The sequence below is a fragment of the Pseudomonas sp. NPDC077186 genome (genome assembly GCF_044543505.1).
Lineage (GTDB): Bacteria > Pseudomonadota > Gammaproteobacteria > Pseudomonadales > Pseudomonadaceae > Aquipseudomonas.
In genome coordinates, this window is sequence record NZ_JBITWE010000010.1 from 38,999 (window position 1) to 65,543 (window position 26,545).

Sequence of the window (26,545 nt, forward strand, 5' to 3'; positions counted from 1 at the left end):
CACAGCGAGTACCACGATGAAGAACAACAACAATAAAAACTGCCACCCCTTGCGTCCGAGCCTGCTGGCCTCGGCCGTGCTGGTCGGCCTGGGCAGCCTGCCCGTGCACGCCTTCGAGCTGGATACCGGCATCGACGACCTGCAGGTACGCTTCGACAACACGGTCAAGCTCAACTACGCCCAGCGTGTGGAGAGCGCCAACTCCAAGCTGGCCAATGCCTGGAACAACAACGACGGCAACCGCAACTTCTCGGCCGGCAGCGCGGTGTCGCAGCGCATCGACGTGCTGCACGAGCTGGACGTGGTCTACCGCCGCCAGTTCGGCTTTCGCATCAGCGGCAACAGCTGGTACGACCATGCCTACGACAAGGTCGGCAGCGTCAACGCCGCGACCAACCAGTACGAGGGTGGCGTCGCCGATTCGCGCGGGCTGAGCAGCTACGCCGAGCGCTATTTCAACGGGCCGTCCTCGGAGGTGCTGGACGCCTTCGTCTTCGCCAGCGTGGAGCTCGGCGAGGAGTCGCTGCTCAGCGCCAAGCTCGGCAGCCATACCCAGTACTGGGGTGAGAGCATCCTGGCCTTCGCCCATGGCAACAGCTACGGCCAGTCCGGCCTGGACATCGCCAAGGCCCTGGCGGTGCCGGGTACCGAGGCCAAGGAGCTGTTCATCCCGCGCAATCAGATCTCGATGAACCTCAACCTGACCCCGGAGCTGTCGTTCGGCGCCCAGTACTTCCTCGACTGGGACGCCTCGCGCCTACCCGAGTCCGGCACCTACCTGGGCTTCAACGACGCGATCCAGCATGGCAGCGACGACCTGGCGCTGATCGCCCAGCCCAATCCGGGCTTCGGCCTGCTACCCGGCGCGCCGCAGTTTCTCTACCTGACCGGCGGGCACACCCATACCCCGGACAAGCGCGGCGACTTCGGCCTGATGGTCAAGTGGAGCCCGGAGTGGCTAGACGGCACCCTCGGCCTGTACTACCGCAACACCTCCGACGTGCTGCCGAACCTGGCGCTGCAACCCGGGGCGGTCGGCATACCGCAGCTGATCTCCGGCGTGGTCGGCAGCTACAACCAGTTCTATGTCGACGACATCGACGTGTACGGCATCAGCCTGTCGAAGAACATCGCCGGCGTCAGCGTGGGCCTGGACCTCAACTATCGCGAGAACATGCCGCTGGCCAGCGTTCCGGCCAACGTCAACCCGGCCGCTGCGGCCATCGGCGCGCCGGGCTTCATCGCCGGCTTCGACGGCGACAACGGCGTGGCGCGCGGCAAGACGCTGCATGCGGTGGTCAACGGCCTGACCACCTTCGCCGACACCCCGGTGTGGGACGGCGCCTCGCTGCTGGTCGAACTGGCCTACAGCCGCTGGCTGGACGTGACGGAAAACCAGCAGCTGTTCAAGGGCGAGGACTGGTACCGCGGCGTCGACAAGGTCACCCGCGACAACTACGTGCTCGGCGTCAACTTCACCCCGACCTGGTACCAGGTCTTCCCCGGCGTCGATATCCACCTGCCGCTGACCTACAACGTCGGCCTCAACGGCCACTCGGCCGTGCAACTGGGCGGCAACGAGGACTCCGGCAGCTACTCGGTGGGGATCGCCGCCGACGTGCGCAACCAGTACCGCTTCGACCTCAAGTACGTGGACAACTTCGGCCCCTTCGATACCTGCGAGTCGCCGACCGACGGCGCGGCGCCAGGCAATCCGGCCAACCCCTATGCCTGTGTGCCGGGCCAGACCACCGCCTTCGCCGGCACCCCGGCTCAGCTGAAGGATCGCGGCATGGTCACCTTCACCTTCAAGACAACCTTCTGAGCAACGATCCGGGAGATCAGAGATGACCCTTATCCAATCCTTGATGGCCAGCGCGCTGTCGCTGGCCGTGGTCGCGGCCGCCCAGGGCGCGGTGTCGCCGGAGCAGGCCGCGCAGCTGGGGCAGAGCCTCACCGCGGTCGGTGCCGAGCAAGCCGGCAACGCCGACGGCAGCATCCCCGCCTACAATGGCGGCCTGACCACCGTGCCGGGCGGTTATCAGGCCGGCAGCTCCATGCGCCTGGACCCCTTCGCCGACGAGCAGCCGCGCCTGGTGATCGATGGCAAGAACGCCGCCGAGCATGCCGACAAGCTGACCGTCGCGACCCAGGAGCTGCTCAAGCGTTTCCCGTCCTACCGCCTGGACGTCTATCCGACCCATCGCACCGTTGCCTTGCCGCAGCGCCTGCTGGAAAACACCCGCAAGAACGCCACGGCGGCACGCACCGCGGGCGAGGGGTTGGCGCTGGAAAACGTCCTGCCGGGCGTGCCCTTCCCGATTCCCAACGATGGCCACGAGGCCATGTGGAACCACCTGCTGCGCTATCAGGGCCACGCGATCAACTCCAAGTACGATTCGTGGAACGTCGACGCCTCGGGCAACGCGTCCCTGGCCACCACCGGCGACGCCTATCTGGAGTACCCGTTGTTCGCCCCCGAGCGCAACGACGTGCCGGCCAAGCCGGAGGACCTGTACTTCAAGACCAAGCTCTACTACCAGGGCCCGGCGCGTCGCGCCGGCGAGGCGATCCTGCTGATCGACGCGGTGAACCCGCTGAAGAAGCCGCGGCGCGGCTGGCAGTACCTGCCCGGGCAGCGCCGGGTGAAGCTGGCCCCCGACATCGCCTACGACACGCCGAACCCGGGTTCGGCCGGCAGCTCGACCTACGACGACGCCTGGGTATTCAACGGTGCGATGGACCGTTTCGACTTCAAGCTGGTGGGCAAGAAGGAGATGTACGTGCCGTACAACACCTACAAGCTCAACTACCACGAGAAGGCGGCCGACATCACCACGCCGAACCACGTCAATCCTGACCTGGTGCGCTGGGAGCTGCACCGCGTGTGGGTAGTCGAGGCGACTCTCAAGCCGGGCAAGCGCCATATCTACAGCAAGCGCACCTTCTACCTCGACGAGGATAGCTGGATCGCCCTGGCCTCCGATGCCTTCGATGCCCGTGGGCAGCTGTATCGCGGCGCCTTCGCCCATATGGCCTACAGCTACGACGTGCAGGCGCCGAACTCGGACAACCACATGTTCTACGACTTCGTCTCCGGCAGTTACAACATTACCGGCATCTACGGCCCGCACGGTGGCGTGAAGTACATCGAGCCGCTCTCCAAGATCCAGTGGGCGCCCGATTCCCTCGCCGGAACCGGTATCCGCTGATTCAGCGCCATGCCACCGGAGCCTGAAGGCGCCGGTGGCCCTCGACGAGATCGAAGCATGAATATTCTCAAGTGGGCCCAGTGGACCGCGCTGCTGGTAGCGCTGAGCGCGCCGTTCTGCCGCCCGGTGGTGGCGCAGGGCTTCGTCGACGTGCTGGATACGCCGGCACAGATCAGCCCGTTCGCCCAACACGGCCTATTGGTTGGCCTGGCCGGAGCCGGCGAGCGCCTGGTGGCGGTCGGTCAGCGCGGCCACATCCTCTATTCCGACGACCGTGGCCAGAGCTGGCGGCAGGCCAGCGTGCCGGTCAGCTCCGACCTGGTAGCGGTGCAGTTCCCCACCGCCAGCCACGGCTGGGCCGTCGGCCACGACGGCGTGGTGCTGCACAGCGCCGATGGCGGGGCGAGCTGGCAGCGTCAATTCGACGGCCGCCGGGTCGGCCCCGTCATGCTCCAACACTACCGCGAGCTGGCGCGCGCCAACCCGGACGACGAAACCCTGAACGCGCTGGTCGGCGAGGCCCAGCGCATGACCGAGGAGGGCGCCGACAAGCCGTTCCTGGATGTCTGGTTCGAGAGCGAGCGGGTCGGCTACATAGTCGGCGCCTTCAACCTGATCTTCCGCACCGAGGACGGCGGCCGTAGCTGGACGCCCTGGATGGAGCGCACGGACAACCCCAGCGCGCTCAACCTGCATGCCATCCGCCCGGCCGACGGCGAGCTGTATATCGCCGGCGAGCAGGGCCTGCTGCTGAAGCTCGATCGCGCCAGCGGGCGCTTCGAATCCAGCCCCACGGGCTACGCCGGTAGCTTCTTCGGCCTGCTCGGCAAGCCGGGCGTGGCCCTGGTGTTCGGCCTGCGCGGCAACGTCTTTCGCAGCGTCGACGCTGGCGCCAGCTGGGGCCAGGTCGAGACCGACCTGCCGGTGAGCATCACCGCGGGCACCCTGCTTGCCGACGGTCGCCTGGCGCTGCTCAGCCAGGCCGGCCATCTGCTGCTGAGCCGCGACGACGGCGCCAGCTTCCAGCTGCAACCCCAGGCCGCCATGGCGCCGGTGGCTGCCGCCCAGGCGTCCGGGCCGCAGGCTCTGCTGCTGGTCGGCACGCGCGGCGTGCGCCAGCTGCCCGTGCAATGACAGAGAGATAGAGAAATGGGTAACTACGAGCACGACGGCATGCCGGTGGTGCGGGAACTGCCGGGCTTCGATTCGCGCTCCGGCAGCCTGCTGGAACGCAGCATCTTCAACAACCGCCTGCTGGTGGTGCTGGCCTGCATGCTGGTCACCCTGGCGCTGGGTTATGCGGCGGCGACCCGCCTGAGCCTGACCGCCAGCTTCGAGAAGATGCTGCCGCAGAGCCAGCCGTTCATCAAAAACTACCTGGACAACCGCGACTCGTTGCGCGGCCTGGGCAACGCCGTGCGGGTGGTGGTGGAGAGCACTGAGGGCGACATCTTCGATCCCGCCTACCTGCAGGTGCTCAAGGAGGTCAACGACGAGCTGTTCGTCACCCCGGGCGTCGACCGCGCCTGGATGAAGTCGCTGTGGACCCCGGCGGTGCGCTGGACCGAGGTGACCGAGGAGGGCTTCCAGGGCGGGCCGGTGATGCCGGACTCCTACGACGGCTCGGCGGCCGGCGTCGAGCAGCTGCGCCTGAACATCGCCCGCTCCGGCATAGTCGGCAGCCTGGTGGGCAACAACTTCCGCTCCAGCATGATCTTCGTGCCGCTGCTGGACAAGGACCCGGTCAGCGGCCAGGCCATCGACTATCACGCCTTCTCCCGGGTGATCGAGGACAAGCTGCGGGCCAGGTACGAGAACCAGGACGGCACGGCGGTGAAGATCCGCGTGATCGGCTTCGCCAAGCTGATCGGCGACCTGCTCGACGGCCTGCTGCAGGTCATGGCCTATTTCGCCGCCGCGGCGGCGATCGCCACCGCCGTCATCTACGCCTACACCCGCTGCGTGCGCAGCACCGCCCTGGTGGTCAGCTGTTCGCTGATCGCCGTGGTCTGGCAGCTGGGCCTGGTGGCGCTGCTCGGCTACGCGCTGGACCCGTTCTCCATCCTGGTGCCTTTCCTGGTGTTCGCCATCGGCGTGTCCCATGGCGCGCAGAAGATGAACGGCATCATGCAGGACGTGGGGCGCGGCACCCATCAGCTGGTGGCCGCGCGCTACACCTTCCGCCGCCTGTTCCTCGCCGGCCTCACCGCGCTGCTGGCCGATGCCGTGGGCTTCGCCGTGCTGATGCTGATCGACATCCCGGTGATCCAGGACCTGGCGATCACCGCCAGCATCGGCGTGGCCGTGCTGATCTTCACCAACCTGGTGCTGCTGCCGGTGCTGCTGTCCTACCTGGGCGTCAGTGAGCGTGCCGCCGCGCGCAGCCTGCGCCACGAGCGCGAGGAGGAGCGCGGGCGCGGCCTGGGCGCCGTCTGGGGCTGGCTCGACCGCTTCACCGAGCGGCGCTGGGCGAGCGTCACCCTGGCGGTGGCGGCGATCCTGGCGGTGGCCGGCTTCGCCGTCAGCCTGCAGCTGAAGATCGGCGACCTCGACCCCGGCGCCCCCGAGCTGCGCGCCGATTCGCGCTACAACCTGGACAACGCCTACATCACCGCCAACTACTCGCTGTCCAGCGACCTGTTCGCGGTGATGCTGAAGACGCCCAGCGAAGGTTGCCTGAAGTACGAAAGCCTGGTCGAGGCCGACCGCCTGGGCTGGCTGCTGCAGCAGCAGAGCGGGGTGCAGACCACCGTGTCGCTGGTCAACGCGGTGCGCCAGATCACCGCCGGCTCCTACGAGGGCAACCCCAAGTGGCTGACCATCGCGCGCAACCAGAACGTGCTGAACTACGGCGCCCAGCAGGCCTCGGTGAACAACCCCGAGCTGTTCAACACCGACTGCTCGATGATGCCGGTGGTGGCCTACCTGAGCGACCACAAGGCCGAGACCCTGGATCATATGGTGCAGGTGGCGGAGAACTTCGCTCGTGAGCACAGCACCGACGAGCGCCAGTTCCTCCTGGTGGCCGGCAGCGCCGGGATCGAGGCCGCCACCAATATCGTGGTGCGCGAGGCCAACCGGATCATGCTGCTGTATGTCTACGCCGCGGTGACCCTGCTCTGTTTCGTGACCTTCCGTAGCTGGCGCGCGGTGCTGGTGGCCGTGCTGCCGCTGATGCTCACCTCGATCCTCTGCGAGGCGCTGATGGTCTGGCTGGACATGGGGGTGAAGGTGGCCACCTTGCCGGTGATCGCCCTCGGCGTCGGCATCGGTGTGGACTACGCGCTGTACCTGCTCAGCGTGCAACTGGCTCAGCAGCGCGCCGGAGTACCGCTGGCGGCGGCCTACCGCAACGCGGTGGCCTTCACCGGCAAGGTGGTCGCCCTGGTCGGCGTCACCCTGGCTGCCGGCGTGGTCACCTGGGCCTGGTCGCCGATCAAGTTCCAGGCCGACATGGGCATCCTGCTCACCTTCATGTTCCTCTGGAACATGATCGGCGCGCTGCTGCTGATCCCCGCACTGTCGCACTTCCTGCTCAGGAAGGCGTCCTGAGGTCAGTGCCGTGCGCTGCTGAGCTTTGCGCAGCCACACCTGCCAGGCCTCCGAGCGGTCTGGTAGGCCATCGCACGGAAACGCCGCTCGGCGCGGTGGTTGCGGCTGATGCGGCAGGTCTAACCCGCTGGCGCCGATAGGCGGTTACTTGCGACTCCATCATCGTTGGCAGGAGGGAACCGATATGCGCCTGGCTGGGCTGTTGTTGCTGGGATGGCTGTATGCGCTGAGCGCCTGTGCGGACGAACAGGCGCAGCACCTGCACGAGATCCGTACGCGTAGCGCGCTGCTGTGCTCCAGTGCCTTGCTTTATTTCAACCCGGCCCACAAAGAACCGGACTCGCGGGTGCTGGCGGCCAGCTACGACAGCCTGAACCTGCTGGCGACCCGCACGGTTCAGCTCGGCCAGCCGGAGCCGATGGCCACGCACCTGGGCGACATGCAGCGTCTGTTCAAGGACCTCGAGCGCCTGCCCCGGCAGGAGGCCGCCAGCTATCCGCTGTTGTTGCAGCAGATGCTGCGCCTGCAGCGAGCCATGGCGGCTTGGGCCACGGCGCAACTGCGGCGGGACGAGCGCGCAGTGGGTTCGCTGACCCAGGCGCTGCGCCAGCAGAGCCTGGACATGGCGCATTTGCTGCTCGACTACCAGGCGCGCAGCTATCCCCTGGCCGGAGAGGCCTTTGCGTGGCTGGCGGCGAGCGAGCGCCAGGCGTTGGACCAGCGCCTGAACCAGGGCTTTGTGTCGCTACGCGCGAGCGATGCGGCTCTGTCCGAGCCGCTCGATGCGGCGCGCAAGGGCTATCGCTTCGTGCGCACGCGGATACTGGCGAGCACGGTCGGGCAGTCTTCGGGTGGCGTGGAGTTCTACCTGGCGCGCAGCGTCATCGACATAGACGAGCTGGCTGCCCAGGCCGATGTGCCGATGGCGGAGTAGGGCGGCAAGCACTGCCCCGGCGAGTGTTGGTATGGCGAATGCGGCGGATTGGCCGAGCGAATCTCCGAGAGAACGGCTCACAGCCCGTAACGCTGGCGAATCTGCTCCACCTGCGCGGTCTGCTCCAGCAGGAAACGGTCGAATTCGGCGATCAGCTGCGGCCGCTCGGCGCTGGACAGGTAGTAATGATCCTCCACGTAGGCCAGCTGCGGGTCGAACACCAGCGCGTTGGGCGTGAGACCCAACTGCTGCAGTTGATGGGCAGCCACCCGTGGGCTGAGGTACACCGCGTCGACCCTGTCGCCCAGCGCCATGCGCAGCAGGGAGTCGATGCGGCTGTTCTGCACCAGGCGGATGCGCCCGGTGCGGATGTCCTCCAGGTAGGGCCAGGGGGTGAAGCCGTTCACCGTACCGAGCCGGCGGATGCGCCCCGAGCCCTGGTCGAGGTACGCCGGCTTGACCAGGATCCCGTCGAGGTAAGGCACCGTCGGCTGGCTGTAGTGGATGAGGCGACCGGCCTTCTCCTCGGCGTTCCATAGCGGGTGGTCGGGGTACCGCAGGTCGACGCGGCCGGCAAGAAAGTCGCGATCCAGGCGCCGCACCGGCAGCGCCGTGTAGACGAAGCGGTAGCCGCGCTCGGCGGCGAAGGCGTCCAGCAGCTCGCGGGCGTAGCCGCGGTACTCGCCGTCCTGCACCTCGTAGTAGGGCAGATAGGGTTGCAGCTCGACGCCGACGCGGATCGTCTCTCGGGCCTGGGCATGCAGGCACAGGCAGAGCAGGGGCAGGCAGAGCAGAGTCTTCATCGCAGCCGCCGCCTCAGGTGCGAAAGCGTACCGCCTGTTGTTGCAGGCCGCTGGCCAGTTGCGCCAGTTCGCGGCTGGCTGCGGAGTTCTGTTGGGCGGCGCTGACGACCTCCTGAATGCTGTCGTTGAGGTTGGTGATGTTCAGGCTGATGTCGCCGGCCACTGCGGTCTGTTCCTCGGTGGCGGTGGAGATCTGCACGCTGCCGTCGGCGATGCAGTCGACCGCCGCGGCGATATGCTGCAGCACTTCGCCCGAGCGTCTGGCGTGGCCAACGCTTTCGTCGGCCTGGGTGCAGGACTGGCGCATGGCGTCGACCGCCTGGCGGGCACCTTCCTGCAGGGCGGCGATCATGCTGTGGATGGACTCGGTGGCTTGCTGGGTGTTGCTCGCCAGGCTGCGCACCTCGTCCGCGACCACGGCGAATCCGCGTCCGGCCTCGCCGGCTCGGGCGGCCTCGATGGCTGCATTGAGGGCCAGCAGATTGGTCTGTCCGGCGATGTTCTGAATGACCGTCAGCACGCTGCCGATCTCCTCGCTCTTGGCATGCAGGCGGTCGATCACGCCGGCGCCTTGCTGGACCCGTGCGCTGAGCTGTTCGATGGCCTGCACGTTGGACTGCACCAGGCCACTGCCCAGATGGGCTTCCCGCCGGGCGTCGCCGGCATTGCCGGAGGTGTTCTGCGCGCTGCCGGCCACCTCCTGGATGGCCGCGCTCATCTCGTGTACCGCCGTGGCAACCAGGGCCGCCTGCTGGCCCTGCTGGGCGGTGGCGTCGCTGACCTGGATGCTGATCGTGCTCATCTGCTCGGAGGCCGCTGCCAACTGGCTGGCCGTGTCGCCGAGGTGGCGGATCAGGCCGTGGAAGTGCTCGAGCAGGGCATTGAGCTCCTGCGCGGTGGTGGCCAGCTCGTCGCGACCCTCGACCGGTGCGCGCAGGGTCAGGTCGGAGTTGCGGCGAACCTCGCCGATAAGGCTGCACAGGCGGCGCAGGGGGCGGATGATCGAGAGGGCGATGATCCAGGAAGCGGCGAGCACCAGCAGTAGGGCGAGCAGGCCCACCGCGACGAAGAGGTTGCGCGTTTGCAGGTAATCGCCGTGCGTCGACTCGCTCAGTTTCCGACCCTCGTCCAGTTGCAGTTGCACCAGGCTATCCAGCTCGCTGCTCAGCGGGTCGAAAACCCGGTAGAGCTGGCGGTTGAAGCTGCCGGCATCCTGCGCGCGCAGTGGCTCGCCGAGCTGGCGCAGATAGCCTGCGGCCAGGCCGTCGGCCTCCTGCAGCAGCGCCCGGATGCGCTGCAGGCGCTGGCGCTCATCGCTGGTCAGGCGCGTTGCGGCATAGCTGCTCAGGGCCTTGCCGGTCTCCTGCCGGGACGTGGCGAAAGTCTGGCGCAGCTGTTCGTCGGCGATCAGCCCGGCGCGGTACTTGTGCAGGGCATCGACCATGTCCACCGCATAGGCGTCGGCCATGGTCTTGATCTGGCTGATCGGCTGCATGCGGTCGACGAACAGCTCCTCGAAGTGCCGGTTGAGCCGGCTGGCGATGTCGAGGGCCAGGGCCATCACCAGCAGCAGGGCCGCGAGCGGCGCCAGGGTCAGGATCAGCAGGCGACGCTGGATGGAGAGGCTGGCCAGCATGGTGGGTTTCTCCTTGGGCTGGGGGCTACAACTTGATCAGCAGCGGGCCGCGGAAGGCCTGCATGATCAGCTCGGCGGGCTGGCCATGGGCGACGAGCTTGGCCATGGCGTTGAGGTAGGGGGTGAGGTGGCGGAAGTAGCGCTGGTAGCCGGCGCACAGGTAGTTGAGCCCGGGTTTGCCGTCCGGTGTGTCGATGAAGCGGTTCTTCGGGCACTCGCCGTGGCAGGCGAACAGGTAGTCGCAGCTGCGGCAGTAGTCCGGTAACGTCTCTTCCTTGGCCGCGCCGAAGGCCTGCTGCGCGGGGGAGGCGAGCAGCTCGGCCGGGTCCTGCTGGCGGATGTCGCCGAGGCGGTACTCGGGGTACATGTAGTGATCGCAGGAGTACAGGCTGCCGTCGTGCTCGACTATCGCCGCCTTGCCGCAGCGCGGGGCGAACAGGCAGACACTGGGCGGCAGCTGGCACCAGGCGGCCAGGGCCCACTCGAAGTTCATCACGTGCACGCTGCCGACGTCCTGGCGCACCCATTCGTCGAAGATGGCGTTGAGAAATTCGCCGTAGGCCTCGGCCTCGACGCTCTGCGCCGTCACCGTCGCAGTGGTTGCCTGCACGTCGCGCAGACGCAGCTCGGGCGGGGTGGCGAACTGTTGACCGCGTGCAGCGTCGGGTAGGCTCGGCGCGCGCTCGACCACCGGGTTGAACTGGATATGGCGCACGCCGGCCTCCTTGAGGAAGCGATAGACCTCCAGCGGTTGCTGCGTGGTCTCGCGCGTCACGGTGACCAGCACGTTGTAGGGCACCGCGTGCTGCTGCAGCAGCGCCAGGCCGCGCATGACGTCGTCGAAACTGGAGCGGCCGCGTTTGTCCGGGCGGTGCAGGTCGTGCAGCTGGCGTGGCCCGTCGAGGCTGATGCCGACGGTGAAACCCTCGCGGGCGAGGAAGGCGCACCAGGCGTCGTCGAGCAGGGTGCCGTTGGTCTGCAGGGTGTTGCGGATGCGCTTGCCGCCGGCGAACTGGCGCTGGTAGTCCATGGCGCGCTGGAAGAACTCCAGGCCGAGCAGGGTGGGCTCGCCGCCCTGCCAGGTGAACTCCACTTCCGCGCTGCGCTGCGCCGCGATATAGCGCTGCACGTAGGCGCGCAGCACCTCGTCGGACATGCGGAAGCGGTTGCCCGCAGGGTGCAGCCGCTCCTTCTCCAGGTAGAAGCAGTAGTCGCAGTCGAGGTTGCAGATCGGCCCGACGGGTTTGGCCATCAGGTGCAGGCCTTGCGGCTGAAGGTCGCTCATGGCGCAGGCTCAGAGATAGCCGATCTTGCGCGCATCCTTGAGCATGAGGCTGCGCAGCAGGCCCAGCGACAGTCGCTTGAGCTGGAAGATCAGGCGGGCGAAGGGGCCGACCAGGATCAGGTCGCGGCCCTCCTTCACCGCGCGCAGCATGCTCTCGGCCACCAAATCCGGGCTGCAGCCCTTGCGCAGGTAGTAGTCCTGCAGGCGGCCGAGCTGCTCGTCGCTGACCGAGGCGGCGATATTGCTGCGGTTGGCCACGATCGGCGTGTTGATCACGCCCGGGCACAGGGTGGTGACCTGCACCTGGGTGTCGTGCAGTTCCATCTTCAACACCTCGCCGAGGCCGTAGACCGCATGCTTGGACGCCGCATAGGCGGCCATGCTGGGGGAGGGGAACAGCGCTGCCGCCGAGGCCACGTTGATCACCTGGCGCGGCCCGCCGGCCTCGATCATGCGCGGGATAAAGCAGTAGCAGCCATGCACCACGCCCATCAGGTTGATATCCAGCACCCGCTGCCAGTGTTTCAGGTCGCTGTCGAGGAAGCGCCCCAGGTAGCCGACGCCGGCATTGTTGACCAGCACGTCGAGCGCGCCCTGGGCCACATGGATGCGCGCCGCCACTTCCGCCATGGCGGTGGCGTCGCTGACATCCACCGTGTAGGCGAAGCATTCGCTGCCGGCATCGGCGATCTGCTGGCGCAGCGACTCCAGGGTCGCCGCATCGATATCGCACAGCAGCAGGGTGGCGCCCTGGCGGGCGAAGGCCAGTGCGGCGGCGCGGCCGATGCCGGAGGCGGCACCGGTGATCAGGACTTTCTTGTGCTTGAGGTCGGCGATGGCCATCTGTGCTCCTCGGGGCCACGCCAGGCGCGGCCCTGCAGTTGGGTCAGGGGGTGTAGCGGACGAGCAGGTCCTGCACCTTGCCCTCGAAGGCGAAGGGCGCGCGCTCGAAGTAGTCCAGGGCCACCGGCGAGCCGAGGTCCTCGGCGACGTCGAAGGTCTCGCTGGCGGTAAAGGTCAGCGGCGGGGCGAAGGGCGTCACCCCGCTGGCCACTTCCTCGCCATCGACCAGCAGGCTCAGTTGCACCGGCGCGCCGGGCTTGGCGGCAGTGGGCTGGGTGCGCACCTCGATGGTCGCGCTGCCGGCGCCCAGCGGACGCTCGGCACGCAGCTTGATGCGCGCCACGGCCATGGCGTTGTACTCGTAGACCACATGCCCTTCATCGAGATAGAGGGTCACGCCGCCGCTGATGCCGCCCAGCGCGTAGATCACCCCGTTGGCCTTTTCCGGCAGTTCGACCTCGGCGCGCACCAGGCTGCCGCGGCTGCGCAGGTTGGGCGCGGCGAACTCCGGCAGGCGCTTGGTGCGCGCGTCGAAGCGCCACTCCCGGCGACCGTCGCCGGCCAGCACCGTCGGGTCGAGGAAGGGATACAGCCCGGCGCCTATGGGGTAGACGTGGTTGGCCTTGGCCTGCGCGTCGAACTCGGCCTGCAGCTCGGCGAGCTTCTCGGGGTGTTTGTCCGCCAGGTCGGTGGCCTGCGAATAGTCGCTGCGCAGGTCGTACAGCGCCCAGCGGTCGTTCTGCGGCTGCCAGCCCATGAACTGGGCGAAGCCCTGCACCCAGGGCTTGCGCGGGCCGAACACCGAGGCCATCCAGCCGTCCTTGTAGAGGCCGCGGCTGCCGAGCACCTCGAAGTACTGCGGCGGCTTGCGCGACTCGGCCTGCGCCTCGGCGAAGCTGTAGCGCATGCTCACGCCGTCCAGCGGATCCTGGGCGACGCCGTTGACCGATTGCGGCGACGCGATGTCGAGGAGGTCGTAGACGGTCGGGGCGATGTCGTTGACATGGTGAAACTGGTTGCGCACCCGCTGGTCCGCGGCGATGCCCTTGGGCCAGGACACCGCCAGCGGCGTGCGGGTGCCGCCGAAGTAGCCGGCCACCAGCTTGGTGCCGGGGAAGGGACCGGAGCCGGCCCAGGCCCAGGCGGCGTTGTACATGCTCTCCAGCTTGGCCCCGCCCAGCGCCGGCAGGCCGCCGTACATGCTGTCGAGCACCTGCAGTTGCTGTTCCTTGGGGAAGGGGATGCCGTTCTGCGCCAGCAGCTCGCTGATGCTGCCTTCCATGCCTTCGGCAGAGGCGCCGTTGTCGCCGAACACGTAGAAGATCAGGGTGTTGTCGCGTTCGCCCTGGCGTTCCAGCTCGTCGAGAATCTTGCCGGCCTGGGTGTCGGCATGCTCCATGAAACCGGCATACACCTCCATCAGGCGGGCCTGGTAGCGCTGCTGCTCGGCGCTGAGGCTGTCCCAGGCCGGCAGCTCGGCCGGGCGCGGGGTCAGCCGGGCGTTCTGCGGAATGAAGCCGAGGTCCTTCTGGCGGGCGAAGGTTGCTTCGCGGTAGCGATCCCAGCCGCCATCGAACTGGCCCTTGTACTTGTCCGCCCAGCTCGCGTTGACCTGGTGCGGGCCGTGCACGGCGCCTGGGGTCCAGTAGAGGAAGAACGGCTTGTCCGGCGCCAGGGTCTGCTGTTCGTGCAGCCAGTTCACCGCCTGCTCGGCGAGGTCCTCGCTGAGGTGGTAGCCCGGCTCGCGGGGCGGTTCGATGGGGCTGGTGTTGCGGTACAGACGCGGCTCGTACTGGGAGGTCTCGCCGGCGAGGAAACCGTAGAAGTAGTCGAAGCCGTAGCCGGTGGGCCAGGTATCGAAGGGGCCGGCCGCCGTGGTGTCGTGGGTCGGGGTGTTGTGCCACTTGCCGAAGGCCGCAGTGCTGTAGCCATACTGCTTGAGCACTTCGGCCATGGTCGCCGAGCTCTTGGGGATTTCTCCGGTGTAGCCGTCCCAGTCGGTGGCCAGTTCGGATATCACGCCGTTGCCCACCCGATGATGGTTGCGCCCGGTGAGCAGCGCGGCGCGCGTCGCCGAGCTGATGGCGGTGGTGTGGAAGGCGTTGTAGCGGATGCCGCTGTCGGCGACCCGGCTGAGGGTCGGCGTATGGATGCCGCCACCAACGGTATCGGCTTGGGCGAAGCCGGCATCGTCGAGCATGATCACCAGAATATTCGGCGCATCGGCCGGCAGCTTTGCCTGGGCCTGACGCTTCTGGTGGCGGGACTCCTGCAGGGTCGGGCCGGCATCGCTGGCGGACGGGGTGGGAGGAAAGGGCAGGCGATCCTGCGCCGCGGCAACCGAGGTACCGAGGAGCGTGCCGACCGCCAGGGCGATCTCTCCCGCACGAGGCTTGTTGATCATGAGGGCTTCCGTCTGGTTGTGCTATGACGAGACCCGCCGGCTCCGGCGGGTGGGGAGGGGCGTCAGACCGAGAAACTGGTGATGTCCTTGGCCTCGATGCCGCTGGCCTTGCAGTAGGCCAGGTAGCGCTCGACGCCCGACTTCCAGTTCTCGATGGCGCAGAGGTTGTCGTTCTCGTCGAAATACAGCAGGTCGCCCTGGACGATATTCAGGGTGATGATCTCGTCGCCGTACTCGGCCAGGGCAACGGGGGTGTGGCTGGTGCCGGCGGTCTCGAAGACCACGCCGCCTTCCTTGGAGATCCAGTCGTGCTCGAGGTACTTCCAGGCGCCCTTGATGGTGTAGACGATCACCGTGCCGGAGTGGTGGTGCTTGGGCATGGTGACGCCGGCGGGCGACTTGAGCAGGGTGATGGTTTCCCCGCGCACCGGGTCGCACTTGATGTATTTGACGAGTACCTCGTCGCTGTAGGGCGCGAAGGGCACCCAGGGCAGGTCTTCGGCGTTGATGGCGGCGGTGTCGATCGATTCGTACAGCATGGGCGGCTCCTTGGCTCAAACAGGGTGGGATTCACACCTCGCCGATTCTGAGCGGCAGCCCGCTGCCTTCCACCCCCCTTGTCAGGGGGTGGCTCCTGGCGATCTGCCGGTAGCGCGTTCTCGCCTATGTCGGGCCGGGGCCCGCGACCGCTACTGGAAATCCCGACTCTTCACCTCGAGCCCGATCAGCAGCGGGCTCAGGTCGACCAGGCGCCCGGCGATCACGTGGCGCACGCCGTCGGCGCTTTCCAGGTGGCCGTCGATGCGCAGCAGGCGTGACTGCAGCAGCACCCGGCGCTGGCGCTCGGCCAGGTCGTGCCAGACCACCACGTTGATCATGCCGAACTCGTCTTCCAGGGTGACGAAGATCACCCCGCTGGCGGTCTGCGGGCGCTGGCGGCCGATCACCAGGCCGGCGACGCTGACCGGGCGGCCGTGCTCGACCGCGCCCAGTTCGCGCGAGCTGCGGCAGCGTTTGGCCTTCAGCCGCTGCCGCAGCAGCGCCAGCGGATGCGGGCCGAGGGTGGTGCCGAGGGTGGCGTAGTCCGTCAGCAGATCCTCGCCGACCGTCGGCTGCGGCAGCGCCACGGGGTCCTCGCGGCTGGAATGGCCGGCGAACAGCGGCAGCTGCGGCTCCACCCCGGCCACTGCCCAGCGGGCGCGGTAACGGTCGCCGGCCAGACCGCGGAGGGCGCCGGCGTCGGCCAGGCACTCGCGGGCGCGGGCATCCAGTGCGGCGCGTCGGCACAGGTCGTCCACATCATTGAAGGGCGCCGTCTGCCGCGCCGCCTCGATGCGCAGGGCATCCTCCTCGCGCAAGCCGCGCAGCATGCACAGCCCCAGGCGGATTGCCGGCTGATCGCCGCCGCTTGGCTCCAGGCTGCAGTCCCAGGCGCTGTGGCGCACGTCCGCCGGGCGCACCTCGATGCCGTGGCGGCGGGCGTCCTGCAGCACCTGGTCGGGGCTGTAGAAACCCATCGGCCAGCTGTTGACCAGGGCGCAGGCGTAGGCGGCCGGCTCGTGGCATTTCAGCCAGCAGCTGGCGTAGGTGAGCAGGGCGAAGCTGGCGGCATGGGATTCGGGAAAACCGTAGCTGCCGAAACCCTCGATCTGGCGGAAGATGCGCGCGGTGTACTCGGCCGTGTAGCCTTTTTCCAGCATGCGCGAGGTCAGCCGCTGGCGATGCGGTTCCAGCCCGCCGTGGCGCTTCCAGGCGGCCATCGAGCGGCGCAGCTCGTCGGCCTCGCCGGGGCTGTAGTCGGCGGCGACCATGGCCAGTTCCATCACCTGTTCCTGAAACAGCGGCACGCCGAGGGTGCGTTCGAACACCGGAATCAGCTCTGCGGAGGGGTATTGCACCGGCTCCTCGCCGTTGCGCCGGCGCAGGTAGGGATGGACCATGTCGCCCTGGATCGGCCCGGGGCGGACGATGGCGACCTGGATCACCAGGTCGTAGAAGGTCTTTGGGCGCAGGCGCGGCAGCATGGCCATCTGCGCCCGCGACTCGATCTGGAACACGCCGAGGGTGTCGGCGCGGCTGATCATCGCGTAGGTCGCCGCATCCTCCTGCGGCAGGCCGGCCAGGGTCCAGCGCGTGCCGCGGTAGCGCTCGATCAGGGCGAAGCAGCGGCGCAGCGCGCTGAGCATGCCGAGGGCGAGGATATCGACCTTGAGCAGGCCGACCAGGTCGAGGTCGTCCTTGTCCCACTGGATTACGGTGCGCTCGGCCATGCTGGCGTTCTCCACCGGCACCAGGGTCTGCAGCGGGTGCTCGGAGATGACGAAGCCGCCCGGGTGCTGCGACAGGTGGCGGGGAAAGCCGACCAGCTCGCCGCTCAGGGTCAGGATGCGGTGCAGCGACGGGCTGTCCGGGTCGAAGCCGGCCTCGCGCAGGCGCTCGGCGTCCGGCATGCGGTTGCTCCAGCGTCCGCAGCAGTCGGCCAGGGCGCCGACCTGGTCGGGCGGCAGGCCGAGCGCCTTGGCTACGTCGCGCAGCGCGCCGGCGCCATGGTAGGTGCTGGCTACCGCGGTCAGCGCGGCGCGCTGGCGGCCATAGCGGCGAAACACGTACTGGATGACTTCCTCGCGGCGCTCGTGCTCGAAGTCGACGTCGATATCCGGCGGCTCGTTGCGCTCGCGCGAGAGAAAACGCTCGAACAGCAGCCGGCTGCCCGAGCCGTCCGGGTTCAGTTCGGTGATGCCGAGGGCGAAGCACACCGTGGAGTTGGCCGCCGAGCCGCGGCCCTGGCAGAGGATGTGCTGCTCGCGGGCCCAACTGACGATATCGTGCACGGTGAGAAAGTAGCTTTCGTATCTCAGCTCGGCGATCAGCGCCAGCTCGTGCTCGACCTGCGCCCGTACCTGGGCGCTGGCGCCGTTCGGCCAGCGCCAGCGCAGGCCTTCTTCGACCCGATGACGCAGCCAGGAGCTGGCATTGTGCCCGGCCGGCACCAGCTCGTGGGGGTACTGGTACTGCAGCTGGCCCAGATCGAAGCGGCAGCGCTCGGCCAGCCGTAGCGTTTCGTCGAGCAATTCCGGTGGATACAGCTCGGCCAGCTCCTCGCGCCGGCGCAGGTGGCGCTCGCCGTTAGGGAATAGCCAGGCGCCGGCTTCGGCCACCGGCAGGTGCTGGCGGATGGCGCTCATGCAGTCCTGCAGGGCGCGGCGGCCACGGGCGTGCATATGCACGTCGCCGCAGGCCAGGGCGGGAATCTGCAGGCGCGCGGCCAGGGCCTGCAACTGGCGCAGGCGGGCGCCGTCGTCGGCGCCGCGGTGCAGTTCGATGCCCAGCCACAGGCGGTCGGCAAAACGCTGGCGCAACCAGCTGCCCTCGCTATCGCTGGCCTGCGGCGCGGCCAGCCAGATGGCCAGCAGGCCGGCCAGCGGCGTGTCGAAGTCCTCGCGCAGCAGGCGGTAGCGGCCCTTCTCGGCGCGGCGCCGGGCGACGGTGATCAGCCGGCACAGCGCCTGGTAGCCGGCCAGGTCCTCGGCCAGCAGCACCAGCTTGGGACCGCCCTCGATGGGCATCTCGCTGCCGACGATCAGCGCCAGGCCGGTCTCCTTGGCCGCCTGCCAGGCGCGCACGATGCCGGCGAGCGTGCATTCGTCGGTGATCGCCAGGGCCCGGTAGCCGAGCCGTGCGGCACGCTCGAACAGCTCGCGGGCGCTGGAGGCTCCACGTTGAAAGCTGAAATTGGACAGACAGTGCAGCTCGGCGTAGGCGGGCGTCATGCGAACCAGCCATGCAACAGCAGCGGGCCGCCGCCGACCGGGCGAAAGGCCCAGGCGCGCTGGCCGCTGCGGGTTTGCACCAGGTAATAGTCGCGGCGCAGGTCGCCGCCGTCCCACCAGCCGGATTCGATGCGCTCGGGCCCGGCGAGGATCAGCAGGCCGGCCTCGGCCAGCGGCTGCGGCTCGCCCAGCAGCCAGGCGGGACGCGGCCCGACGCTGGGCAGCGGCGGCGTGCGGTTGTCGCCCTCGGCCTGCCAACTCTGCTCCGGGCGGTGATCGGCGCGGGCGCCGAGGCCCTGCACCGCCTCGTCGCCGAGGCGCGCGCGCAGGCGTTCGCGCAGTTGCTCCCAGGGCAGCGACTGCTGCGGACGCTCGTCGAACAGCTGGCGGTGCTGCGGGGCGAAGGCCGGCAGCTCGCGAGCCTCCAGGCGCAGCGCCAGCACCGGCGCCGGCAGTTGCAGCTGCTCCAGGCGGCCGCGGGTCAGCTCCAGCAGCATGGCCGGGTCGCGCTCGGCGCTGAGCAGTCCCACTGTCAGCCGACTGGCCGGGCGATTGCGGTGCTCTAGATGCAGGGTGAAACGCTGCACGCCGCTGTCGCGCCCGGCCAGGTAAGCGGCCAGATCGGCGGTCAGGCGGCGCAGCGGAAACAGCAACGCCTGGTGCGACTCGACCTCGAAGTTGAGCTCGATGCGCGCATCGAAGCGATCCGGCGGGCGGTAGAACTCCAGGGCCAGCGCCCGTTCGCCGAGCAGGTTGTCGAGGTGGCGCAGCAGCTCGGCCGGAAAGCGCCGCGCCAGGCCGTCGCGTGGCATAGCGAGCAACTGTTGCAGGTTGCGCAGGCCCATGCGGGCGAGGGCGGAGGCGGTCTCGCGGGGCAGGCCGATACGGTCGACAGGCAGGGGCTCGAGCGCGGCGCGCAGCTCGGCCGCGTCGCTGATCGCCAGGCCGTCGTGGACGTTGGCCAGCATGCGTGCGGCGACCGGATTGGGCGCCAGGCAGATGCGCTGCTGGAAGCCCAGCTCGCCCAGTTCCCGGCGCAGGCGCGCCTCGAAGCGCGGCCAGGGGCCGAACAGACCCAGGCTGGAACCCACCTCCAGCAACAGACAGCGCGGGTAGTGCAGGCTGACCTGGGCGCTGAAACCATAGGCCCAGGCGGCGAGAAACTGCTGCCAGCGGTCGATGGCGGCCAGATCGTAGTCGGCGCTGGCGAAGCCGCGGGTCAGCGCCTGGGCCGCGCTGAGCAGCTGGCCGGGCTTGAGGCCCAGCGCGCGCGCCGTCGGGTTGACCGCCTGCAGCACGCGTCGCTGTGGCGGGCCGCCGAGCAGCACCAGCGGCTCGGTCGGTTCGGCACGCTGGCGCATGACGCCATCGAGCGCCAGCTGCGGCAGCAGGATGCAGGCCCAGAGCGGGTTCATCTCAGGACCAGGCCGCGGCCGGCAGCGGCTGCGCCGGGGCCAGGCCGCCGCGGCACTTGAGTACGCGCAGCTGCGCCGGCCGGGCCTCGATGGCCAGGCGCAGGGCCGCCGGTGACGGGTTGATCGCCTCGCCCAGCGGGCGGTAGGCGAAGGCCAGGGTCTGCCCGGTCTCGGCTGCCACCTGCAGGCGGCGCAGGGCGCGATCCTCGGCCTGCTGCGGCCAGCACAGCACCGCGCCGCAACTGCCCGAACGCAGGCATTGCTCGGCTGCCCACAGGGCGTCGCGGCCGCGGGCCTGGACGATGCTCAGCTGGCGCAGATCGACCTGCGCCGCCAGCCAGGCCTGGGGGTAGGGCAGGTGGGGCGGGGCGATGAGCACCACGCGCTCGCCGGCCTGGGTCAGACGCGCCAGGGTCGGCCAGAGCAGGCGCAGTTCGCCGATACCGGGGGCGGCCACCAGCAGTTCGCTCAGCGCCGCCTCGGGCCAGCCGCCGCCGGGCAGCAGGGCGTCCAGCGCGGCATGGCCGGTCGTTTGGCCGCTGGGCGCGCGGCCAACGTCCTGGGCGCGCCAGAGGCGGCGGCTGTCGAAGAGGTGCTCGAGGGCGACCACGGAAGACATGGCGTTGAAATCGTCCAAATACTGTTTATGCATACAGTATTCGGTTTGCCCGGCACCCGGTCAAGGCGCCGGCCGTCGGTGGGCCCTCTGGATACGTCGGCCGTGAGCAGTGAAATCCAGGAGAGGTACTGCCGATCTAGATGGCCGGCTCGATTGTTGGGGGGCGCGCAATACTCCACCCAATAAACAAGCCCCGCACGGGGCGGGGCTCGTTCTACAGCGCTGGGATCAGGCCTGCACGACCGGGATCTTGGCGTTGGCCGCCGCTTCGCGGAAGTCGGCGATCTGGTCGAAGCTCAGGTAGCGGTAGATATCGCCAGCCATGCTGTCGATGTTCTGCGCGTACTGCATGTACTCCTCGACGCTCGGCAGCTTGCCGATGATCGAGGCGACCGCGGCCAGTTCGGCGGAGGCCAGGTAGACGTTGGTGGCGTCGCCCAGGCGGTTGGGGAAGTTACGGGTGGAGGTGGAGACCACGGTGGAGCCGGTCTGCACGCGCGCCTGGTTGCCCATGCACAGCGAGCAGCCGGGCATTTCCATGCGCGCGCCGGCGCGGCCGTAGATGCCGTAGTAGCCTTCCTCGGTCAGCTGGTGGGCGTCCATCTTGGTCGGCGGGGCCAGCCACAGGCGGGTCGGGATACCGCCCTTGACCTTGTCCAGCAGCTTGCCGGCGGCGCGGAAGTGACCGATGTTGGTCATGCACGAACCGATAAATACTTCGTCGATCTTGTCGCCGGCCACGCTGGACAGCAGACGGGCGTCGTCCGGGTCGTTCGGCGCACAGAGTACCGGTTCGGTCACCTCGGCCAGGTCGATCTCGATGATCTCGGCGTACTCGGCGTCGGCATCGGCCGCCAGCAGCTGCGGCTTGGCCAGCCAGGCTTCCATGGCCTGGGCGCGACGCTCCAGGGTGCGGGCGTCGCCGTAGCCTTCGCCGATCATCCAGCGCAGCAGGGTGATGTTGGAGCGCAGGTATTCGGCGATGGCCGCTTCCGGCAGCTTGATGGTGCAACCGGCAGCGGAACGCTCGGCGGAGGCGTCGGACAGCTCGAAGGCCTGCTCGACGGTCAGCTCGTCCAGGCCTTCGATCTCGAGGATGCGGCCGGAGAAGATGTTCTTCTTGCCCTTCTTCTCGACGGTCAGCAGGCCCTGCTGGATGGCGTAGTAGGGGATGGCGTGGACCAGGTCGCGCAATGTGATGCCCGGCTGCAGCTTGCCCTTGAAGCGCACCAGCACGGATTCCGGCATGTCCAGCGGCATCACGCCGGTGGCGGCGGCGAAGGCCACCAGGCCGGAGCCGGCCGGGAAGCTGATGCCGATCGGGAAGCGGGTATGCGAGTCGCCGCCGGTGCCGACGGTGTCCGGCAGCAGCATGCGGTTCAGCCAGCTGTGGATGATGCCGTCGCCCACCTTGAGCGACACGCCGCCGCGGTTGCGCATAAAGTCGGGCAGGCTGTGGTGGGTGTTCACATCCACCGGCTTGGGATAGGCGGCGGTGTGGCAGAAGGACTGCATCACCAGGTCGGCGGAGAAGCCCAGGCAGGCCAGGTCCTTCAGCTCGTCGCGGGTCATCGGGCCGGTGGTGTCCTGGGAGCCGACGGTGGTCATCTTCGGTTCGCAGTAGGTGCCCGGGCGCACGCCTTTACCTTCAGGCAGACCGCAGGCGCGGCCGACCATCTTCTGCGCCAGGGTGAAGCCCTTGCCGCTGTCGGCCGGCTGCTCCGGCTTGTTGAACAGGGTCGACGGAGCGAGACCCAGCTCGGCGCGGGCCTTCTCGGTCAGGCCGCGGCCGATGATCAGCGGGATACGGCCGCCGGCGCGCACTTCGTCGAGCAGCACGGGAGTCTTCAGCTCGAAGCGGGCCAGCACTTCTTCGCTGCCCTGTTTGCAGACCTTGCCGGCATAGGGGTAGAGGTCGATCACATCGCCCATATCGAGGGCGGCCACGTCGAACTCGATCGGCAGGGCGCCGGCGTCTTCCATGGTGTTGTAGAAGATCGGCGCGATCTTGTTGCCGAAGCAGAAGCCGCCGGCGCGCTTGTTCGGGATATGGGGAATGTCGTCGCCGAAGAACCACTGCACCGAGTTGGTGGCGGATTTGCGCGAGGAACCGGTGCCGACCACGTCGCCGACATAGGCCACCGGGTAACCCTTGGCCTTGACCGCCTCGATCTGCGCCAGCGGGCCGACCGCGCCGGGTTGCTGCGGCTCGATACCGTCGCGGGCCATCTTCAGCATGGCCAGGGCGTGCAGCGGGATGTCCGGGCGCGACCAGGCGTCCGGCGCGGGGGAGAGGTCGTCGGTGTTGGTTTCGCCGGGCACCTTGAACACGCTCAGGGTGATCTTCTCGGCCAGCGCCGGGCGGGCGGTGAACCATTCGCCGTCGGCCCAGGACTGCAGCACGGCCTTGGCGTTGGCATTGCCGGCCTTGGCGCGCTCGGCCACATCGTGGAAGGCATCGAACATCAGCAGGGTGTGCTTGAGCTGCGCGGCGGCCACCTCGGCCAGCTCGGCGTTATCGAGCAGCTCGACCAGGGTGGCGATGTTGTAGCCGCCCTGCATGGTGCCCAGCAGCTCGACGGCGCGCGCTTTGCCGATCAGCGGCGAGGCGGTTTCGCCTTTGGCGATGGCAGAGAGGAAACCGGCCTTGACGTAGGCGGCTTCGTCTACGCCGGCCGGTACGCGGTGGCTGATCAGCTCGAGGAGGAAGGCGGCTTCGCCGGCCGGCGGGTTTTTCAGCAGTTCGACCAGGGCGGCGGTCTGTTCGGCATTCAGCGCCAGGGGCGGCAGGCCCTGCTCGGCACGTTCGGCGACATGGTGGCGGTAGGTTTCAAGCACGGTTTGCTTCCTCGGGACAGAAGACCAATCTGGCGCGGTCTGGACGGTGTATTCGGGTGCGGGCAGGGCGTGCCCGGCCGCACCGGTGTTCTGGGGGTTACTTCTTGGTGGCGAACAGCGCATCGAGCTTCTGCTCGAAGGCGTGGTAGCCGATGCGGTCGTACAGCTCGGCGCGGGTCTGCATCAGCTCGATCACGTCTTTCTGGTGGCCGCTCTGGCGGATCGCGGTGTAGACCGCTTCTGCCGCCTTGTTGGCGGCGCGGAAGGCCGACAGCGGGTAGAGCTGGATGGCCACGCCGACCGAGGCCAGCTCGTCGCGGGTGAACAGCGGGGTGGCGCCGAACTCGGTGATATTGGCCAGCACCGGGACGTTCAGGGCATCGACGAAGCGCTGGTAGGTCGGCAGGTCGTAGGCAGCCTCGGCGAAGATGCCGTCGGCGCCAGCCTCGACATAGGCCTGGCAGCGCTCGATGGCGGCGTCCACGCCCTCGGCCTGGATCGCGTCGGTGCGGGCGATGAGGAAGAAATCCGGGTCGGTCTTGGCATCGGCGGCGGCGCGCACGCGGTCGACCATTTCCTCGCAGGAGACGATTTCCTTGCCCGGACGGTGGCCGCAGCGCTTGGCGCCGACCTGGTCCTCGATATGCGCGGCGGCGGCGCCGGCCTTGATCAGGTTCTTGATGGTGCGCTCGATATTGAAGGCGCTCGGGCCGAAGCCGGTGTCGATGTCCACCAGCAGCGGCAGGTCGCAGACATCGGTGATGCGGCGCACGTCGGTGAGCACGTCATCGAGGGTATTGATGCCCAGATCCGGCAGGCCCAGGGAGCCGGCCGCGACGCCGCCGCCGGACAGGTAGAGGGCGCGGAAACCGGCGCGCTTGGCCAGCAGCGCATGGTTGGCGTTGATCGCACCGATCACCTGCAATGGCGTCTCGATGGCGAGGGCCTGGCGGAAGCGCTGGCCGGGGGTCTTGACGGAGGAGGCTGATTGCATGATTGGCCTTTGGCTGGTTGTGTGTCGACAATATTTCAATGGCTGGTCGAAAATTACTCATTAATGTAGCCTTGGTCAATCTGCGTATATTGAAGTGTCGACAATCAATAGGCTTTGTCATGAAATGACAGCCGCTTGTCACTAAATGAAAAGACGTCCGGCGCCGCTGTCCCTAGATTGGACGCATGCGGCGAGGTCACCCCATCCGGCTGGATGTGCACGCCACAGCAACCGGTTATCGCCATTAAACGGAGTTCTCCATGTCTACCCCCGAAGTCTTTATCGTCAGTGCCGCCCGTACCGCCATCGGCTCCTTCGGCGGCTCGCTCAAGGATGTCGCGCTGTCGCAACTGGCCAGCAGCGCCGTCGGCGCGGCCTTGCAGCGTTCCGGCTGCGCACCCGAGCGGGTCGGTCACGTGGTGCTGGGCAATGTGATACCCACCGAGCCGGGCGACGCCTACCTGGCGCGGGTGGCGGCGCTGAATGCCGGTCTGTCCAAGGAGACCCCGGCCTTCAACGTCAACCGCCTCTGCGGTTCCGGCCTGCAGGCGGTGATTTCCGCGGCGCAAAGCCTGCTTTTGGGCGAGACCGAGGTGGCCATCGCCGGCGGCGCCGAGTCGATGAGCCGCGGGCCGTACCTGATGTCCGCCGCACGCTGGGGCGCGCGCCTGGGCGACATGCAGGCGCAGGACTATATGCTCGGCGTGCTGCACGATCCCTTGCAGCGCATCCATATGGGCATCACCGCGGAGAACGTGGCCGAGCGCCATGGCATCAGCCGCGAGGCGCAGGACGAGCTGGCCCTGGAGAGCCAGCGGCGCGCCGCCCGCGCCATTGCCGAGGGGCGCTTTGCCGGCCAGATCGTGCCGGTGGAGCTGAAGAGCCGCAAAGGCGTGCAGCTGTTCGAGGTCGACGAGCATGTGCGCGGCGACGTCGCCCTGGAGCAGCTGGCGGCGATGAAGACCGCCTTCAAGCAGGGCGGCACGGTGACCGCCGGCAATGCCTCGGGCCTCAACGACGGCGCCGCGGCGCTGCTGCTGGCCAGCGGCGCGGCGGTCAAAAGCGACAATCTGCGTCCGCTGGCGCGCCTGGTCAGCTATGCCCACGCCGGCGTCGAGCCCGAGCTGATGGGCCTGGGGCCGATTCCGGCGACCCGCCTGGCGCTGCAGCGTGCCGGCCTGACGGTGGCCGACCTGGACGTGATCGAATCCAACGAGGCGTTCGCCGCCCAGGCCTGTGCCGTGGCCCGTGAGCTGGACTTCGACCCGGCGCGGGTCAACCCCAATGGCTCGGGTATTTCCCTCGGCCACCCGATCGGCGCCACCGGCGCGATCATCGTGACCAAGGCCATCCACGAACTGCATCGCAGTGGCGGGCGCTATGCCCTGGCGACCATGTGCATCGGCGGCGGTCAGGGTATCGCCGCGATCTTCGAGCGCGTGTGAGCCGCCATGGTTAGCGCGTGCGCCGAGACCAGGCTCGAGATCCTGCGCGGCAAGGCGCTGGCGCTGTTCGCCGAACGCGGCTTCGCCCAGGTCGGCATGCGTGAGCTGGCCCTGCACCTGGGCATGGCCGCGGGCTCGCTCTATCACCATTTCGAGAGCAAGGAACAGCTGCTGTTCGAGCTGATCGAGGAGCTCTACGAGGAACTGCTGGGCGCGCCGCGCGCCGTCGCCAGGGGCAGTGCCCGGCAGCGCCTGGAACAGCTGCTGCAGCGCCATGTCGCCCTGCACGAACGGCGCCCGGCGCAGTTTCAGTTGGCCGAGCAGGAGCTGCGCTGCCTGACGCCGGCCCATCGCCTGCGTATCCAGGAGCTGCGCAGCGCTTACGAAGAGCGCCTGGCGCATCTGCTGCTGGAGGCCGGGGCGGGTGGGGCGCCGGCCTGCCTTAGGTTCGGCGTGCAGGCGCTGGTCGGCTGGCTCAACAACCTGCCGCCGGCGTGCCCGGACTTGCCTGCACAGCAGCGCCAGGAAGTGATCGGCGCGCTGCTGCTGGCAGCCCTGGACAACCTGCTCGAGCCGGCGCCGCGCCAGGCCAGCACCCGCTCATTGCCGCTGGCCTGGCCGGCGCTTGGCGCCGGCTGATCCGGCCGGCACTTTATCCATCACGGCATCGCGCATGCCCGCATCATCCGAGAGATACCAACATGGCCGATTACCAAGCCCCCCTGCGCGACATGCGCTTCGTGCTCAATGAAGTGTTCGAGGTTTCCAAGCTCTGGGCCGAGCTGCCGGCCCTGG

Annotated in this window: 19 protein-coding genes; 8 read left to right on the forward strand and 11 right to left on the reverse strand. The window is 68.4% G+C overall.

The genetic code is table 11. From position 1 onward, the window contains the following. Positions 1–16 precede the first annotated feature (16 nt). From ACIGKL_RS24060 to ACIGKL_RS24080, 5 genes are all read left to right on the forward strand, one after another. Entirely contained in the window at positions 17–1,825 is a 1,809-nt protein-coding gene (locus ACIGKL_RS24060) for a DUF1302 domain-containing protein (protein ID WP_397488866.1), read from the forward strand. 22 nt (positions 1,826–1,847) lie between these two features. Next, the gene (locus ACIGKL_RS24065; protein WP_397488867.1) at positions 1,848–3,212 is read left to right on the forward strand and encodes a DUF1329 domain-containing protein; all 1,365 of its coding nucleotides are present in this window, start codon (positions 1,848–1,850) and stop codon (positions 3,210–3,212) included. A 57-nt stretch (positions 3,213–3,269) separates the two neighbouring features. Beyond that, positions 3,270–4,346, forward strand: coding sequence for a YCF48-related protein (locus ACIGKL_RS24070; protein ID WP_397488868.1), 1,077 nt, complete (start codon positions 3,270–3,272; stop codon positions 4,344–4,346). A 15-nt stretch (positions 4,347–4,361) separates the two neighbouring features. Then, entirely contained in the window at positions 4,362–6,764 is a 2,403-nt protein-coding gene (locus tag ACIGKL_RS24075) for an RND family transporter (protein ID WP_397488869.1), read from the forward strand. A gap of 184 nt (positions 6,765–6,948) precedes the next feature. Beyond that, a complete protein-coding gene (locus tag ACIGKL_RS24080) occupies positions 6,949–7,698 on the forward strand; it encodes a hypothetical protein (protein ID WP_397488870.1) in 750 nt (249 codons plus the stop codon). A 77-nt stretch (positions 7,699–7,775) separates the two neighbouring features. Here ACIGKL_RS24080 and ACIGKL_RS24085 read toward each other — a convergent pair whose 3' ends face one another. From ACIGKL_RS24085 to prpB, 11 genes are all read right to left on the reverse strand, one after another. After that, entirely contained in the window at positions 7,776–8,501 is a 726-nt protein-coding gene (locus ACIGKL_RS24085) for a substrate-binding periplasmic protein (RefSeq protein ID WP_397488871.1), read from the reverse strand. Positions 8,502–8,514: 13 nt separating this feature from the next. Then, positions 8,515–10,137 (reverse strand): methyl-accepting chemotaxis protein, encoded by a 1,623-nt coding sequence (locus ACIGKL_RS24090; protein WP_397488872.1) that lies wholly within the window; start codon positions 10,135–10,137, stop codon positions 8,515–8,517. Positions 10,138–10,162: 25 nt separating this feature from the next. Continuing rightward, positions 10,163–11,422: an anaerobic sulfatase maturase gene (locus ACIGKL_RS24095; protein WP_397488873.1), complete on the reverse strand. Its 1,260-nt coding sequence runs from the start codon at positions 11,420–11,422 to the stop codon at positions 10,163–10,165. A gap of 9 nt (positions 11,423–11,431) precedes the next feature. Continuing rightward, on the reverse strand, positions 11,432–12,265 hold the full coding sequence (locus ACIGKL_RS24100; RefSeq protein ID WP_397488874.1) for an SDR family NAD(P)-dependent oxidoreductase: 834 nt from the start codon (positions 12,263–12,265) through the stop codon (positions 11,432–11,434). Positions 12,266–12,308: 43 nt separating this feature from the next. Further along, entirely contained in the window at positions 12,309–14,669 is a 2,361-nt protein-coding gene (locus ACIGKL_RS24105; RefSeq protein ID WP_397488875.1) for an arylsulfatase, read from the reverse strand. 62 nt (positions 14,670–14,731) lie between these two features. Then, positions 14,732–15,208, reverse strand: a complete 477-nt coding sequence (locus tag ACIGKL_RS24110) for a 2,4'-dihydroxyacetophenone dioxygenase family protein (RefSeq protein WP_397488876.1) — start codon at positions 15,206–15,208, stop codon at positions 14,732–14,734. Positions 15,209–15,358: 150 nt separating this feature from the next. Continuing rightward, entirely contained in the window at positions 15,359–18,439 is a 3,081-nt protein-coding gene (locus tag ACIGKL_RS24115) for an error-prone DNA polymerase (RefSeq protein ID WP_397488877.1), read from the reverse strand. Next, a complete protein-coding gene (locus tag ACIGKL_RS24120) occupies positions 18,436–19,854 on the reverse strand; it encodes a Y-family DNA polymerase (protein WP_397488878.1) in 1,419 nt (472 codons plus the stop codon). Before ACIGKL_RS24120 ends, ACIGKL_RS24115 begins: the two co-directional genes overlap by 4 nt. Before the next feature lies 1 nt (position 19,855). After that, positions 19,856–20,473, reverse strand: a complete 618-nt coding sequence (gene imuA / locus ACIGKL_RS24125) for a translesion DNA synthesis-associated protein ImuA (RefSeq protein WP_397488887.1) — start codon at positions 20,471–20,473, stop codon at positions 19,856–19,858. A gap of 228 nt (positions 20,474–20,701) precedes the next feature. Continuing rightward, positions 20,702–23,311, reverse strand: coding sequence for a bifunctional aconitate hydratase 2/2-methylisocitrate dehydratase (gene acnB, locus ACIGKL_RS24130; RefSeq protein ID WP_397488879.1), 2,610 nt, complete (start codon positions 23,309–23,311; stop codon positions 20,702–20,704). 97 nt (positions 23,312–23,408) lie between these two features. Further along, on the reverse strand, positions 23,409–24,305 hold the full coding sequence (gene prpB / locus ACIGKL_RS24135) for a methylisocitrate lyase (RefSeq protein ID WP_397488880.1): 897 nt from the start codon (positions 24,303–24,305) through the stop codon (positions 23,409–23,411). Between the two features lie 260 nt (positions 24,306–24,565). Here prpB and ACIGKL_RS24140 point away from each other — a divergent pair, with 260 nt between their 5' ends. The 3 genes from ACIGKL_RS24140 to ACIGKL_RS24150 form a co-directional block, all read left to right on the forward strand. After that, positions 24,566–25,750, forward strand: coding sequence for an acetyl-CoA C-acyltransferase family protein (locus tag ACIGKL_RS24140; protein WP_397488881.1), 1,185 nt, complete (start codon positions 24,566–24,568; stop codon positions 25,748–25,750). A 6-nt stretch (positions 25,751–25,756) separates the two neighbouring features. After that, the gene (locus ACIGKL_RS24145; RefSeq protein WP_397488882.1) at positions 25,757–26,389 is read left to right on the forward strand and encodes a TetR/AcrR family transcriptional regulator; all 633 of its coding nucleotides are present in this window, start codon (positions 25,757–25,759) and stop codon (positions 26,387–26,389) included. 62 nt (positions 26,390–26,451) lie between these two features. Further along, positions 26,452–26,545: acyl-CoA dehydrogenase N-terminal domain-containing protein (locus ACIGKL_RS24150; RefSeq protein WP_147459074.1), on the forward strand; the 94-nt coding region annotated here is incomplete at its 3' end.

Coding starts and splice junctions, on each gene's coding strand:
- ACIGKL_RS24060 (WP_397488866.1), top strand. CDS start 17: ATGAAGAACAACAACAATAAAAACTGCCACCCCTTGCGTCCGAGCCTG.
- ACIGKL_RS24065 (WP_397488867.1), top strand. CDS start 1,848: ATGACCCTTATCCAATCCTTGATGGCCAGCGCGCTGTCGCTGGCCGTG.
- ACIGKL_RS24070 (WP_397488868.1), top strand. CDS start 3,270: ATGAATATTCTCAAGTGGGCCCAGTGGACCGCGCTGCTGGTAGCGCTG.
- ACIGKL_RS24075 (WP_397488869.1), top strand. CDS start 4,362: ATGGGTAACTACGAGCACGACGGCATGCCGGTGGTGCGGGAACTGCCG.
- ACIGKL_RS24080 (WP_397488870.1), top strand. CDS start 6,949: ATGCGCCTGGCTGGGCTGTTGTTGCTGGGATGGCTGTATGCGCTGAGC.
- ACIGKL_RS24085 (WP_397488871.1), bottom strand. CDS start 8,501: ATGAAGACTCTGCTCTGCCTGCCCCTGCTCTGCCTGTGCCTGCATGCC.
- ACIGKL_RS24090 (WP_397488872.1), bottom strand. CDS start 10,137: ATGCTGGCCAGCCTCTCCATCCAGCGTCGCCTGCTGATCCTGACCCTG.
- ACIGKL_RS24095 (WP_397488873.1), bottom strand. CDS start 11,422: ATGAGCGACCTTCAGCCGCAAGGCCTGCACCTGATGGCCAAACCCGTC.
- ACIGKL_RS24100 (WP_397488874.1), bottom strand. CDS start 12,265: ATGGCCATCGCCGACCTCAAGCACAAGAAAGTCCTGATCACCGGTGCC.
- ACIGKL_RS24105 (WP_397488875.1), bottom strand. CDS start 14,669: ATGATCAACAAGCCTCGTGCGGGAGAGATCGCCCTGGCGGTCGGCACG.
- ACIGKL_RS24110 (WP_397488876.1), bottom strand. CDS start 15,208: ATGCTGTACGAATCGATCGACACCGCCGCCATCAACGCCGAAGACCTG.
- ACIGKL_RS24115 (WP_397488877.1), bottom strand. CDS start 18,439: ATGACGCCCGCCTACGCCGAGCTGCACTGTCTGTCCAATTTCAGCTTT.
- ACIGKL_RS24120 (WP_397488878.1), bottom strand. CDS start 19,854: ATGAACCCGCTCTGGGCCTGCATCCTGCTGCCGCAGCTGGCGCTCGAT.
- imuA (WP_397488887.1), bottom strand. CDS start 20,473: ATGTCTTCCGTGGTCGCCCTCGAGCACCTCTTCGACAGCCGCCGCCTC.
- prpB (WP_397488880.1), bottom strand. CDS start 24,305: ATGCAATCAGCCTCCTCCGTCAAGACCCCCGGCCAGCGCTTCCGCCAG.
- ACIGKL_RS24140 (WP_397488881.1), top strand. CDS start 24,566: ATGTCTACCCCCGAAGTCTTTATCGTCAGTGCCGCCCGTACCGCCATC.
- ACIGKL_RS24145 (WP_397488882.1), top strand. CDS start 25,757: ATGGTTAGCGCGTGCGCCGAGACCAGGCTCGAGATCCTGCGCGGCAAG.